Source organism: Candidatus Nitrosotalea sp. FS (genome assembly GCF_011319475.1).
GTDB lineage: Archaea > Thermoproteota > Nitrososphaeria > Nitrososphaerales > Nitrosopumilaceae > Nitrosotalea.
Genome location: NZ_RCMC01000288.1, coordinates 1 through 13226 on the forward strand (window position 1 = coordinate 1; position 13226 = coordinate 13226).

At 38.9% G+C, this 13226-nt stretch carries 15 protein-coding genes and 8 pseudogenes; 7 read left to right on the plus strand and 16 right to left on the minus strand.

Annotation, left to right across the window (positions count from 1 at the left end; translation table 11 throughout):
• The 9 genes and pseudogenes from DYY66_RS11575 to DYY66_RS11615 all read right to left on the minus strand — a co-directional run.
• A pseudogene (locus DYY66_RS11575) lies at positions 1-964 on the minus strand (hypothetical protein); the annotation flags it as partial.
• Positions 965-1154: 190 nt separating this feature from the next.
• Positions 1155-1841, minus strand: a complete 687-nt coding sequence (locus tag DYY66_RS11580; RefSeq protein WP_166289563.1) for an ERCC4 domain-containing protein — start codon at positions 1839-1841, stop codon at positions 1155-1157.
• Between the two features lie 121 nt (positions 1842-1962).
• Positions 1963-2196: pseudogene (locus DYY66_RS11585) on the minus strand (prefoldin subunit beta); the annotation flags it as partial.
• 23 nt (positions 2197-2219) lie between these two features.
• Entirely contained in the window at positions 2220-2462 is a 243-nt protein-coding gene (locus DYY66_RS11590; RefSeq protein ID WP_166289566.1) for a KEOPS complex subunit Pcc1, read from the minus strand.
• The gene (locus DYY66_RS11595; RefSeq protein WP_166289569.1) at positions 2449-2664 is read right to left on the minus strand and encodes a 50S ribosomal protein L37; all 216 of its coding nucleotides are present in this window, start codon (positions 2662-2664) and stop codon (positions 2449-2451) included. The genes DYY66_RS11590 and DYY66_RS11595 overlap by 14 nt, the downstream gene beginning before the upstream one ends.
• A 2-nt stretch (positions 2665-2666) precedes the next feature.
• The gene (gene rrp42, locus DYY66_RS11600) at positions 2667-3470 is read right to left on the minus strand and encodes an exosome complex protein Rrp42 (protein WP_166289572.1); all 804 of its coding nucleotides are present in this window, start codon (positions 3468-3470) and stop codon (positions 2667-2669) included.
• Positions 3471-3472: 2 nt separating this feature from the next.
• On the minus strand, positions 3473-4189 hold the full coding sequence (rrp41, locus tag DYY66_RS11605; RefSeq protein WP_166289575.1) for an exosome complex exonuclease Rrp41: 717 nt from the start codon (positions 4187-4189) through the stop codon (positions 3473-3475).
• Positions 4170-4871, minus strand: coding sequence for an exosome complex RNA-binding protein Rrp4 (gene rrp4 / locus DYY66_RS11610; RefSeq protein ID WP_166289595.1), 702 nt, complete (start codon positions 4869-4871; stop codon positions 4170-4172). Before rrp4 ends, rrp41 begins: the two co-directional genes overlap by 20 nt.
• The gene (locus DYY66_RS11615) at positions 4871-5560 is read right to left on the minus strand and encodes a ribosome assembly factor SBDS (protein ID WP_166289577.1); all 690 of its coding nucleotides are present in this window, start codon (positions 5558-5560) and stop codon (positions 4871-4873) included. Before DYY66_RS11615 ends, rrp4 begins: the two co-directional genes overlap by 1 nt.
• Before the next feature lie 124 nt (positions 5561-5684).
• On the opposite strand from DYY66_RS11615, the pseudogene DYY66_RS15090 reads away from it, so the two are divergent.
• The 7 genes and pseudogenes from DYY66_RS15090 to DYY66_RS16665 all read left to right on the plus strand — a co-directional run.
• Positions 5685-6025, plus strand: a pseudogene (locus DYY66_RS15090) (DNA-directed RNA polymerase subunit alpha); the annotation flags it as partial.
• A gap of 1 nt (position 6026) precedes the next feature.
• Positions 6027-6344 (plus strand): annotated as a pseudogene (locus DYY66_RS15095) (DNA-directed RNA polymerase subunit alpha); the annotation flags it as partial.
• Between the two features lie 40 nt (positions 6345-6384).
• Entirely contained in the window at positions 6385-6732 is a 348-nt protein-coding gene (locus tag DYY66_RS11625) for a 50S ribosomal protein L18e (protein WP_166289583.1), read from the plus strand.
• A gap of 307 nt (positions 6733-7039) precedes the next feature.
• A complete protein-coding gene (locus tag DYY66_RS11635) occupies positions 7040-7522 on the plus strand; it encodes a 50S ribosomal protein L13 (RefSeq protein ID WP_255496463.1) in 483 nt (160 codons plus the stop codon).
• Complete coding sequence (rpsI, locus tag DYY66_RS11640) at positions 7522-7965, plus strand: 30S ribosomal protein S9 (RefSeq protein WP_166289589.1); 444 nt, start codon at positions 7522-7524, stop codon at positions 7963-7965. Before DYY66_RS11635 ends, rpsI begins: the two co-directional genes overlap by 1 nt.
• Positions 7966-7967: 2 nt before the next feature.
• Positions 7968-8472, plus strand: a 505-nt coding sequence (locus tag DYY66_RS11645; RefSeq protein ID WP_166289601.1) for a nucleotidyltransferase family protein, incomplete at its 3' end; no start/stop codon positions are given.
• Between the two features lie 7 nt (positions 8473-8479).
• Positions 8480-8854, plus strand: coding sequence for a sugar phosphate nucleotidyltransferase (locus tag DYY66_RS16665; protein ID WP_394352650.1), 375 nt, complete (start codon positions 8480-8482; stop codon positions 8852-8854).
• Here DYY66_RS16665 and leuD (DYY66_RS11655) read toward each other — a convergent pair.
• The 7 genes and pseudogenes from leuD (DYY66_RS11655) to DYY66_RS15110 all read right to left on the minus strand — a co-directional run.
• Positions 8846-9424 (minus strand): 3-isopropylmalate dehydratase small subunit, encoded by a 579-nt coding sequence (leuD, locus tag DYY66_RS11655; protein ID WP_166289592.1) that lies wholly within the window; start codon positions 9422-9424, stop codon positions 8846-8848. The genes DYY66_RS16665 and leuD (DYY66_RS11655) overlap by 9 nt on opposite strands.
• A gap of 1 nt (position 9425) precedes the next feature.
• Positions 9426-9919: aconitase family protein (locus tag DYY66_RS12740; RefSeq protein ID WP_255496464.1), on the minus strand; the 494-nt coding region annotated here is incomplete at its 5' end.
• A gap of 1 nt (position 9920) precedes the next feature.
• A pseudogene (gene leuC, locus DYY66_RS12745) lies at positions 9921-11062 on the minus strand (3-isopropylmalate dehydratase large subunit); the annotation flags it as partial.
• Between the two features lie 125 nt (positions 11063-11187).
• Positions 11188-11546 (minus strand): 3-isopropylmalate dehydratase small subunit (leuD, locus tag DYY66_RS11665; protein ID WP_255496465.1); only part of this gene is annotated, 359 nt, incomplete at its 5' end.
• A gap of 1 nt (position 11547) precedes the next feature.
• Positions 11548-11662: pseudogene (gene leuD, locus DYY66_RS15100) on the minus strand (3-isopropylmalate dehydratase small subunit); the annotation flags it as partial.
• Positions 11659-12165, minus strand: a pseudogene (locus DYY66_RS15105) (aconitase family protein); the annotation flags it as partial. The pseudogenes leuD (DYY66_RS15100) and DYY66_RS15105, both read right to left, overlap by 4 nt.
• Positions 12166-12236: 71 nt before the next feature.
• Positions 12237-12998 (minus strand): annotated as a pseudogene (locus tag DYY66_RS15110) (aconitase family protein); the annotation flags it as partial.
• Between the last annotated feature and the right edge of the window lie 228 nt (positions 12999-13226).

Genomic DNA, 13226 nt, shown 5'->3' on the forward strand with positions numbered 1-13226 from the left:
CATTTTCCTCCATGCCATCAGCTAAAACGGTATGAAAGTCTTTGAATGGTTTATCAGATGGGTTAAGATCAGTCATAAATTTTGGAATTGTTATCATAAGAGATCCATCACTTGTAGTTTGAATTTTTATTATAATGCTTCTAGATTGAAGATCATACTGGAGTTCTTTTATTTTTCCTCCAGAAATAGTACTATTCAAGAGGTCTGCTTTCATTATAAAAGGACTTGGAAGATAGCCCCATCCCAGATTTGAGAGATGAAATGCAGTAGGAGTTTTTACACAAGCTGGAAAATTGCCTTCAGTCTTGAAAATTAACTGGAGGTCGTCGTTACATGTTATGTCTTTAGCTGCAGTTCCTGACTTGAATTGTTTTAATGGTGACTCCAATGTGATAACCACAGGACCAGTATAATATTGTGGCAAATTTTGTGCTACTGGAAGATTCCTATGAAATTGCATGGATTCCATCATATTTCCGGTTTGGTTTTTGGCAATAACAGTCCACCAAATGTCGTAATAGTCTGTTGGCTTAACATCTAAAGAAACATGAAGTGTTCCAAAAATTGTCTTTGTCTGATTTGGATTCAGAATGTCGATTTTGTGAATATTAGAAAGCAACATAGACTTGGAATCATTGAGTGATTCTCCCAAACCTACATCATATAATGTAAAATTTGCATTGTTTGTGACTAAGATATGTATTGCAGATGTATCATTAGGGTGAATGGTTTCTGGATCTATTTGAAATACTGAGAAAATTTTTGAAGTATAAGGATACATTCCCAAAGGCGGTGAGGGCAAAAATGGTGACATGGTTTGATTAGAGTTTACCATAATTCCCTTACCACCATAGTCAGTTGTAACATTAAGATGTAGAGTAGAATCGTTATCAGCAAATACTGCATTGCCAATAGTAAGACTAGCAGCAAGAATTACAATTACTGAAAGAAGTATGATTTTCATTATCTAGACGTACTGGACATGTATGCTTTAAAAAACTGGTGTAGTATTCTTCTAGTTTTTAGCGTAGATTTTGAATCTACGCAGGACTCACTGGGGGAACTAATCAGTTAGCTTAGTTCTCCTAATACTTACAACCATGATGTGAAACTAGTAATCATTCAATCAAAGTCTGTCAAACACATTTGAAACATCATACATCGTGCAATGTTTTTTGATCAATCTTTTTTGCATTTTTATTTGAAGCATCAAGTATTTTGCGTATCTTTTGGGCGCGGGCCTCTCCCATTCCATTTATTTTCGACAATTCAACGTATGATGCATTCAAAGAGTTACTTGTAGAGCCAAATTTTTCCAGCATTCGTGTAGCAAGTTTTTCTCCAACACCTGGCAGGCTGCATAAAATTGATAGTTGCTGTTGTTTCAAGTCACCAGACTTTCGTATTTTTTTAAGAAATGGCCCCTTTACTGTCCCCTGTCTTGCACACATGGATACCAACAATTTGGCAGTGTGAGATGCAGTAGGAGTTGGGATTACTGGTATTTTAAAATCCAATACCACAGAAGACATGGCTCCATAAAATACCAGAGGATTTTCCGTAATGGTATCAATCTCGTCAACATTTCCCTCTATTATGATACATGGGTGCTCAAAGTGTTCCTTGAGTCGATTGCATTGATCAAACAGTCTCCCATCAAAGACTGATGAGATAAAATCACTAACGCTTTTTCTTTCCACAATGGTTTCAGGTGCAACAATATAATCTCCTACAGGCAGATTCATCATCTCCACTTTGACTCCAATTTGTTTTAACAGATCAGGGATTCCACTTTTTCGCTCCCTTTCGTCAATTACCATTCGGAGATCGTCAATTTTCATTAAACAGCTATGTTTCTGTAAATATTTTATTTAGGAGTATCTGTCTTTGGTTGTCCCGGCGGAGCTCCAGATCCTCGTAGCATTTCACGGATCTTTGCTTCTGCTTCCTTTAGATTTTCCNTTCGGATACTAGCGTAGCTTTTGTAGATTTTACAAGGATAGAGCCTGCAGTTTTGTATACAGTGTCATCATCGTTTGCCTTTTGCAGGACTTCAAGTGCTCGTTCAGTCTCTAGATGTTCTGATTCAAGATGTTGTTTTTGCATCATGATAGACTGGAGGTTTTGCTGTAATTGTTGCAATCTTCCTACCTGTTCTTGTAACCACGGAGGAAGTTGTTGTTCGCCTGCAGACATGAATCTCTGACTTGGAATTTTGCTTATATGTTTACCGATTCGATGGAATCGTTACTTGCTTGGACAAGTCTCAGGGTGGAATTTAGATTGGCACGCAGGTGTTGAATTTCTTGCGCCTCAATCTTGATTGTGATTTTTTTATCAAGAGAAAAATTTGTCTTTGTCGGGTTTTCATCGTAAAATTTGTTGTCAATCTCAATTGAATCAAAAATTGATTTTGTTTTTTTTCCGGCAGAAATTTCTATCTTGGCATTATAGTTTGACATCGTATGCCAAGCCTGCAACCTTAAAGTTACATTTCTTACAAGCCCAAATTCCTACTGCTTCTCTTCCAAATCTTTCAGAGCCGCATTGTGGACATTTTCTTTGTGCCTTTAGTTGTCGGTGGACTGAGGTGTATTTTTTTCTTGGTTTGAGACCATATTTCTGACCTAGTCCTTTGAGTGATGCTGTCTTGCTCTTTGCCATTCTTACATCAACTGCTCAAACTGCTTCCTTATTTTTCTTCCTACAGCAAGTGCTGTTTCAGAACACTGTAAGAGTTGTTCAGCAGTAAATCCATCGCTTCCGCCCTTTTGTACAGCACAAATGTTACCATCACTATTTGTTGTAATTGTAATTCTTGCATCCATGCAAGACTCTTCATCTTTTGTTGGATCAACTATGATATAGTCACCAATTCTTGCCATGGTAACAGATACAGGCAGTGTCTTAATCGGGGGTTTTGATGTTACTCCCTCTACAAGTACAGGTGCATCATCTTTTATTTCCCATTTTGGAACAGTACAAGAAAGTATTCCAGCTACAGATGCATAAGAGCATGCATCAAAAAGATTTCCGCCAGAATCAATCACACTGCTATCAATGAACATGCCAATGACAGACTTGTCCTCGATTAGAACAAGTTGATGCAAATCAATCATTTCAGTCTCTCTTATTCCTCTATCAACAACTCTTGCAAGTTCGATTACTTCCTCATTTGGTGGACCAGGCTCTGCATTTGGATCTGCCAATGGCAAAATTTCTGCAGTGCAGATGAGAATTCCCTTGTCTCCAAGATCTGGAAATGGTTTATCTGGTTGTATCTTAACTCCGGTTATGATTTCAGTATTTCCCAATTTTACTCTGGCAGAACCGTTTGCCTTTGGGATAACTCCTGTTTCAATGACTAGTGGTCTCTGTTCATCAAGTGTTCTTCCATCGATTCTTTTTCCTGTTTTTAGGAGATCGAGGATTTTATCTCGCTTTAGTTGATCTAGAATTTGAGAATTCAATTTTATTGCTCACCGTTTTGGAAATATTTTTCCATTAATGCTTTTCTTTGTACTTCATAGACTCGTTTGCAACCCACCAGAGCAGTTTGCATACAGGTTTTGAATTCTTCTGGTTTTAGCATACCGTCAAGCTGTAAAAGTGTAACTTTACCAATGTTTGGCATCAATGCAACTGGCATGTCTGCTTGGCCTTCTTGGTCTTCTTCATTGTTAACATCAAGCACTATCCTGTCTGCGACTTTGCCTGCTGCACAAGCAGATACCAAGTCACGCATTGGAATACCTGCATCTGCAAGAGCAACTGCTGCGGCATCAAGTGCTGCACATCGTGAGCCACCATCTGCCTGAAGAACCTCAATGAATACATCGATTACAGTACGTGGATAGTCTTTTAGTATTACAGCTGGTTGTAGAGCCTCTTTGATAACTTTGGAGATTTCAATTTCTCTTCTTGATGGAGCAGGATTCTTTCTTTCAGTAACAGAGAAAGGCGACATGTGGTATCTGCATCGCAAAATTCCAGAATCGGGATTTGCCATGTGTTTTGGGTGAACATCTCTAGGACCGAAAACACCTGCCAAGATCTTGTTCTTTCCAAATTCAATATATGCAGAACCGTCTGCATTTTTTAATACTCCAACTTTGATAGAGATATTTCTAAGCTCGTCTAATCTCCGTCCATCACATCTAATTCCATCTTCAGTCATTAATTGTGTCATTGTTTTCACCATCTGGTACCCCAAGCATAGATTTGACTCTTTCAGTCAAATTCGGCGTATGCGCAAGGGCATCAATCATTTTCACTGCTTCTACTGCCTTTAATAATCCCTCGGAATCGTCGCATGATATTACTATCCATCCGTTTTGACCAATTGTAATAATTGCTTTAGTAGCCATTTCTATTGTTTGGATCATAGAACCGCGTTTACCTATCAATCTAGGTACTTTGCTTGGAGAGATCTCCACTAGTTCACCTGATTCAATTTTACCAAGATCTCTGTCTTGAACTGTAAGAAGAGGATCTCTTGATCTATCAAAATTAGCAATTCTTGTTGCAACAAGATCACCGATATCTAGTCTTTGTCTTAGTTCATCTTTTGTAGGAGAATAGTCCCTGCCAAAAACATCTTGTGCAGGCAAGAATCCGACAAAACACGAATTAATATCAAACTCCCAAGAGAGTGGCGAAGTTCCAATCACTTTGCCAATGACCAGATCATTTGTCTTTGGCATGTATCCACCAGTGAGAGGAATTACTTTAACTGAATTTTCAAAGATCTCCGATATTCCAACACATGTTGAGATCATCCTGTCTCCATCTTGGTATACATTTTGTTCAGGCCTCAATGGTCCAGTGGCTATTATATCTCCCGGAATAACATATCTTCTTTTTACATCCATCATTTCGCAACCTCAATAGAAGCAGTACCTTTTGTTACAGAACCTAACCTATCCATTACATTTGCCCTTGCCGCCGCCGGTATATCTAGTATTACTTTGAGTGCACCATTTGATTGCCATTCTTCTTTTTTCAAAGTGCCAAATGACTTTAAGACAGAATAAGATTGAGCTGCAAATTGTGCCGGCACTAAAATTTCAAGAAGCATGTTTTCAGATTTTAGCGGAATGATGGAACGAAGCTGCTCAATTATTTCTTTTATCTGTTCATCAGTATTTCTGAAAGGATCAACTGACACTCTTGCATCATCCATGGCTTGTTCTATTCGAAGTGGAGGATGTGGAAGATGTGATCGTGGATCAACATATGTTTTAGCGATAAAGTCCACTATCTGCTTGCGTTTTTCAGATATCATTTTTCTTCTCTGATCTGTTGTGAGATTCAGATCTCCTTTCTGAAGCATGATAGTAGCAACTGCAGTTGAATCAGTGGTTTTGAATGCCTTCATGAGTTTCTCAGTAGATGCTCGGGTGCCCTTGTTGGAATCAGAGTAAATCTCCTCTGAGATCAAGACACCTGATATGTCCTTGCGCTTGCCCAACTTGAACTCTAATGCAGGATCCGGCTTGACCAATATCTCGAATTTTTCGCCTTCTACTGAGAATCTGACAACGGTCACCTTAGTATCCATAATTGAGGTAATCATGCTCAGTATTTATCTATAAAGAAAAACTCGCTAGATTTTTATTTGGAATTTTAGTCCTTTTTCGTAAGATTTGACTTCTTTAGAGATTGTTCAGGAAAGTGGTAACAGTATGATTGTCAAATTAAAAGGAATACCTGTACAATACGCCAACGCACTAAGACGAATTTGCCTGGCTGGAATTCCTACATTTGCAGTTGATGATGTCGTAATTATTGAAAATTCTTCAGTTTTGCCTGATGAAGGTGTAGCCCACAGACTTGCAATGATGCCACTTAGAACAGATCTTGAAAGATTTGTGGAACCATCTGCATGTGACTGTCACAGTGAACTTGGCTGCAGCAGATGCAGAGTATTACTCATGCTAGATTCAGGTAATTCAGATACGACTAGAACCATTACTTCATCAGAAGTTAGTTCAGAGGATGAGGTTGTAAAACCAGTCAGTCCTAANCGAACCATTACTTCATCAGAGATTAGTTCAGAAGATGAAGTTGTAAAACCAGTCAGTCCTAACATTCCAATTGTCGCACTTGCTCCAAACCAGAAATTAAAAGTGGAGGCTTATGCAAGACTAGGCAGAGGCAACGATCATGCCAAGTGGAACTCTGCTACAGTTTCAGCTCTTACTTCTACAAATAACCCTGAAGAACATGTTTTGACCATAGAGACTACAGGCAGTCTTACTCCAAAAGAAGTTCTGCGTGCATCTATTGAAGAACTTGAAAAAAGATTAGGCGAATTCCAAAAGAATGTAGCCACGCTTGGTTGAAGCATATATTATATTTGGGTAAAATTGGGCATTATTACACATGACTAATCAGATTGTTATTCAAATGGTAAAGACCTTACGTGGTGCTTCAAAGAAGAACAATGCCCCAATATGGGAAAGATTAGCAGATCAGGCCTTAAAACCAACTAGAGCAAAAAGAACAATAAATTTGGGACAGCTTGACAAGTTTGTTGCAGACAATGACGTTGTCATTGTACCAGGCAAAATCCTAGGAACTGGAAGTCTCTCACACAAAATAACAGTATGCTCATTTTCAATGTCAACTACTGGTGCAAAGAAAATAACAGCGTCAGGTGGAAAAATATTAGATATCGCTCAAATCATCAAGAACCATCCAACAGGAAAAGGAGTGAAAATAATTGGTTAAACAAGTTACCGAAGTAAAAGCAGAAGAAAAGAAGAATCCAGCATCACAGACAATCATAGTAGACGGAACAAACATGATAGCAGGCAGACTTTNCTTGGGACAGCTTGACAAATTTGTTGCAGACAATGATGTCGTGGTCGTACCAGGCAAAGTCCTAGGAACAGGAAGTCTCTCACACAAAATAACAATATGTTCATTTTCAATGTCAACTACTGGTGCAAAAAAAATCACAGCATCAGGCGGAAAAATATTAGACATATCGCTCAAATCATCAAGAACCATCCAACAGGAAAAGGAGTGAAAATAATTGGTTAAACAAGTTACCGAAGTAAAAGCATCAGAAAAGAAGACTACTGCACCACAGACGATCATAGTAGACGGAACAAACATGATAGCAGGCAGACTTTGTTCTCATGTTGCAAAATTACTCATAAAAGGAAACAGAGTATCAATTGTAAATTCTGAAAACATTATGCTTTCAGGAGATAGAAAATTAATCATAGAAGAATACAGAAAGTTCTTGGAGATTGCAAGTATTAACAATCCTAAATTTGGTCCATTCCACCCACGTAGACCAGACACCATGATAAGCAGAATGGTACGAGGAATGTTACCAAAGAACAAACCATCAGGACAAACAGCTTTGAAAAGATTAAGAGCATATCTCGGAGTACCAAATGAATTACGATCAAAGAAAACAACACAGTTCGATGATGCTAAAATTAGAAGACCTTCTCCTTATTACACAACTTTGGGAGAATTAGGTAAAATGGTTGGGTGGAACGAGTAATGGTAAAGCTAGAAAGTTATTATGCATCTAGAAAAACTGCACGCGCACATGCATTCATTACAAAAGGAGTAGGTCGTGTAAGAATTAACAATATTCCAGTAGAGATGGTTCAACAAGAAGTAGCACGAGAAATTATGCTAGGACCTCTAGAAATTGCAGGAGAGGTAAGAAACAAGATTGATCTTTCAGTCAAGGTAAGAGGCGGAGGTTTTGTCGGACAGTCTTATGCAAGTGCAATTGCAATGTCAAGAGCCATGACAGGTTGGACAAAAACCAGAAAGGAACCAAAAGATCATCCACTCACAAGAACAATAAGAGAAGACCTAAGAAAACGATTAACCGACTATGACAAGCACCTTCTAAGCGGAGACGACAGAAGAAAGGAACCAAAGAAATTTGGCGGTCCTGGTGCTAGAAGAAGAAAACAGAAGTCGTATAGATAGCATTGAAAGCCGTAATCCTGGCAGGAGGCCGTGGGACGCGGGGAAGACCATTTACAGATTATATTCCAAAAGCCATGATTCCAGTGCAGGGACGGCCACTTGTTTATTACATTGCCAAATATCTTGCCAAGTCTAGTATAATTGATGAAATAATCATACTAGGCGATTTTTCAGGCATGGGAAAACAGATTGAGAAATATTTTGAAAACCATGTTTCTTTTAAAAAGAAAATAAAATTTGTCCAGGACTCACAGAGTGGAACTGGTGGAGATCTTGTCCACCTAAAATCATCGCTTGGAAAAAGCAAAGAATTCTTGTTGTGGTTTGTAGATAACTTGTGTCCAGTAGACATAAACAAGATGTACCAGTACCACAAGGATTCCAAGACATATGCAACAATAGCAGTACGAAGATACAGAAAAGAAGAGACAGGATTTGCTGTAGTAAAAGATGGAATCATTTTAGAGTTCAAAGAAAAACCAACAATTGAGCTTCAGATGGCAGAGTNAACAAGATGTACCAGTACCACAAGGATTCCAAGACATATGCAACAATTGCAGTACGAAGATACAGAAAAGAAGAAACAGGATTTGCAATAGTAAAAGACGGGATCATTCGCGAATTCAAAGAAAAACCAACAATTGAGCTACAGATGGCAGAATGTCTTGGGATATACATCATAAATTCCAAAATAATTGGCACCATCAAGACCAAGAGACAGGTAAAAAAGAATCTGAATTTGTCTTATGATATTTTACAACCATTATCCAAGAAAGGAAACATTGCAGCATATGACATTGGAAAAACCCAGTGGTTAGACATTGATTCTCCTACGCGTGTTGAGAGAAACAAAGAATTGGTCAATTCAATAATAAAGAAACTAGATTAGATCTTTGTGAGATCTCTCATATTTTGCAATCTGGCCTTCATGCAATAAGGTCATTGCAATATCATCTAGTCCCTCAAGCAAGATCTTTTTCCAGTGTGGTTCTATCTGAAATGAAATTGAGATACCGTCTGCCTTGATTGATTGAGTTTCAAGATCTACCTCAATTTCAGACTTGATTGAGAATAATTTTTCTAATACATCATCTGGTACACGTATTGGCAAGATGCCATTTTTGAAACAGTTGTTGTAGAATATGTCTGCAAATGAAGTAGAGATTATCACCCTAAAACCATAGTCATCAAGTGCCCATACTGCATGTTCTCTGCTGGAGCCACACCCAAAGTTATCTCTTGCAAGCAAGATCCTGGAATTTTGGTATGCAGGATCATTTAGTACAAAATCTTTTCTTGGAATGCCTCCTTGTTCATATCTCCAGTCATAAAACAAGTATTGACCAAAACCAGTTCTTTGGATTAGTTTTAGAAATTGTTTTGGCACTATCTGATCAGTGTCAACATTTACCTTGTCAAGTGGAGTTGCTATGCTTTTTATTTTCTTAAATGGCTGCATCCTAATTCAAATCCAATTCTCTTACATCTACAAAATGTCCATGTATTGCAGCTGCTGCTGCCATGACAGGGCTTACAAGATGTGTGCGTCCCCCAGTACCTTGTCTTCCCTCAAAGTTTCTGTTTGATGTACTTGCGCATCTTTCTCCTGATGCCAAGATGTCAGGATTCATGCCAAGACACATGCTGCATCCGGATTCTCGCCACTCAAATCCAGCATCCTTGAATATTTTATCAAGGCCTAATTCTTCGGCATTTTTCTTTACAAGTTGAGAGCCAGGAACAACCATTGCTCTCACTTTGGCTGAGACCTTTTTGCCCTTTACAACTTTGGCAGCCTCTGTCAAGTCTTCTAACCTAGAATTTGTACATGAGCCAATGAACACTCTATCAATTACGATATCTGTAATCGCAGTACCTGGTTTGAGGCCCATGTACTGTAATGCCTTGGTAGCTCCCTTTTCTTCCTCAGGATTTCCTTTTCCATATTCTTCTGNTGAGCCAGGAACAACCATTGCCCTCACTTTAGCTGAGACTTTTTTCCCTTTTACAACTTTTGCAGCTTCAGTCAAGTCTTCTAATCTAGAATTTGTACAGGAGCCAATGAAGACGCTATCAATTACGATATCAGTAATTGCAGTACCTGGTTTGAGGTCCATGTACTGTAATGCCTTTGTGGCGCCCTTTTCTTCCTCAGGATTTCCTTTTCCATATTCTTCTGGAAATGGAACAATATCTGTAACATCAGTTGTCATGGCAGGATTTGTCCCCCAGGATACCTGTGGCGCAATGTTTTCTGCACTAAACGTAAAAGATTTGTCAAACTGTGCGCCGCTATCTGTTTTTAGATTTTCGCGCCAGAGATTTACATATTCATCATAATTTTCGGTGCATATTTTTTTCCACGAAGATATTGGAATGTTTTCTCATCAGGGGCAATCAATCCAGCTCGTGCTCCTGCCTCAATTGACATGTTACATATGGTCATTCTTTGTTCCATGGTTAATTCAGATATTGTATCTCCACGATATTCAATTACAGTTCCTGTTCCTCCAGCAGTACCAATTTTTTTGATAATGGATAGAATGATGTCTTTTGCAGTTACGGCATGAGGATTTTTCCTCTTTCCCTTGATATTGATTTCAAAAGTTTTTGGTTTTTCCATCATGATGCATTGAGTTGCCAAGACATGTTCTACATCACTTGTGCCTATTCCAAAGGCAAGCGAACCAAATGCTCCATGTGTAGAGGTATGACTGTCACCACAAACAATAGTTGTTCCAGGAAGTGTGATTCCTAGTTCAGGGCCTATTACATGTACGATACCCTGATTTGGACTGTTGATATCAAACAGAGTGATCCCAAATTCTTTACAATTTTTTTCAAGTGCCTTGATTTGCGTTGATGATGTTTGGTCTATGATTGGTAATGACCTGTCACTGGTTGGTACGTTATGGTCCATTGTTGCAAATGTAAGATCAGTTCGTCTGACTTTTCTACCATTTAGTCGTAAACCGTCAAAGGCTTGTGGAGATGTAACTTCATGGATAAGATGTCTATCAACATAGAGTAGCGACCTGCCGTTTTCTTCTGTTACAATATGAGAATCCCAGATTTTCTCAAACAAAGTCTTTGACATTTAGATTACCATAGTCAGGATCGGAGATATAATAGTATAAGACCCAAACTAGGGCTTGTAATTGAACAGACCGCCTGCTTCAATTATTTTGCCAATTAGTTCTGGGAANGTATAAGATCCAAAAGCTATGGCTTGTAATTGAACAGACCGCCCGCTTCAATTATTTTGCCAATTAGTTCTGGGAAAGGCTTCATTTTGTAGACCTTGTTCTTTGTCAAGTTCTTTATTTCGTTTGCAGCAATGTTTACTTCAAGCGAGTCACTGTCAGAGATGTCCTTGTATGCACTTTCATCAATCTCAATCGGTAGTAAGAACGCTCCATCTACTGCGTTTCTATAAAATATCCTTGCAAAGGACAGTGCCAATACCGCCTTTATTCCAGAATAGGATAATGCTATTGGTGCGTGTTCTCTGGAAGAGCCACATCCAAAGTTTTTTCCTGCAACTATAAAGTCACCTGGTTTGACTCGCTTGTGAAAGTCCTNCCTCCATCGCATGTGTTGCAAGCTCTGCATAATCATGAATCTTCAGATACGGTCCTGGCAAGATTACATCTGTATCGATATTATCACGTTCGTATTTTATTACAGAGCCTTTCATTTCAAGTCCCTCGGGTCTGTAATTTTTCCGGTTACAGCAGATGCTGCTGCAACAAGTGGTGATGCAAGATATGTTTGTGACTCTATATGTCCCATTCTTCCTGGAAAGTTCCTATTTGTGGTACTGATACAGATTTCATCTTTTGCCAATACACCCATGTGTGCTCCACAGCATGCACCACATGTAGGTGGTCCTACAACTACTCCAGCATCCATGAAAATTTTCAACAATCCCCCATCCATTGCTTTTCTAAATATCGACATTGCTGCAGGTAAGATCTCAGTTCTTATCTTTACGGTTCTTCCTTTGAGAATTTTTGCTGCTGCTTGCAAGTCTTCTAGCTTGGCACCAGTACAGGAACCAATGTATGCCTTGTCAAGTTCAACTGAAGACAAGTCACGTGCAACAACAGTATTTTCAGGTGAGAATGGTTTTGCCACAATAGGTTCCATTTCTGAACCTTCATACTCGTAAATTTTTTCATATTGTGCATCGGAATCGCCATGGACTTCATCATATGTAGTAACACCTCTAGCTGCAAGATATTCACGAATTTTTTGATCAGGCTCTACTNAACCTCATCATATTTAGTGGCACCTCGAGCTGCAAGATATTCCCGAATTTTTTGATCAGGTTCTACTATGCCACTTTTGGCACCAGCTTCTGTTGTCATGTTTGTTAATGTCAATCTGCTTTCAACAGACATTTCTGATACGCCTGTACCGCCAAACTGCATGGTCTTGTATGCAGCACCATCAGTTCCAATGTCGCCAATTATTTTTAGTATCAAGTCTTTTGCCATCACATGATCTGGAAGCTTGCCATTGAGTTTGAAAAATAATGTTTCTGGAACCTTGAACCATATTTTTCCATTCAACAAGACATATGCAACATCAGTATGTCCAAGACCTGCTGCAAATGCACCTAGTGCACCAGTGGTATTTGTGTGGGAGTCGCCTCCAACATACACTTCACCTGGAAGCACCATTGCCTCCTCATGAGATAATGTATGGCAAATGCCGTATTGACCCATTCCATACTTGAAATGTTTTTTGATTCCAAATTGCTTTGTGAAATTTGTTAGTGATACAATATTTTGTGCAGATATCTTGTCTGCTGCAGGTACAAAGTGGTCTTCTGCAACCCACACCTTGTCTGGATTCCATACCTTGTCAATAACCATGCCTTTCTTTCGTAGTTTTTCAAATACTGCCAAGACTCCAGGTCCTGATACATCGTGGACCATTACCTTGTCCACATTAACAAAGACTACATCCCCTGGTACAACTTCTTTCTTTCCAGAAGCACGGGCTAGGATCTTTTCAGTAATGTTCAATATCGAAGATCAACTTGAAAGAAATTAAAATGTTTGCAGAACCCTAAATAGTGATTGTCATCTAAAAACAGGCACATGTCCCTTACAGTATTACCTGTAAAATCAACATTAAAGAAAGAACCGTTTGACTTGTTTGCAAGTCTTGTAACAGATCTGGAAAACGCTGGAATCAGTCCTCAAAATGGAGATGTTCTAGTAATTTCAAGCAAATATGTTGCAAACTCTCAA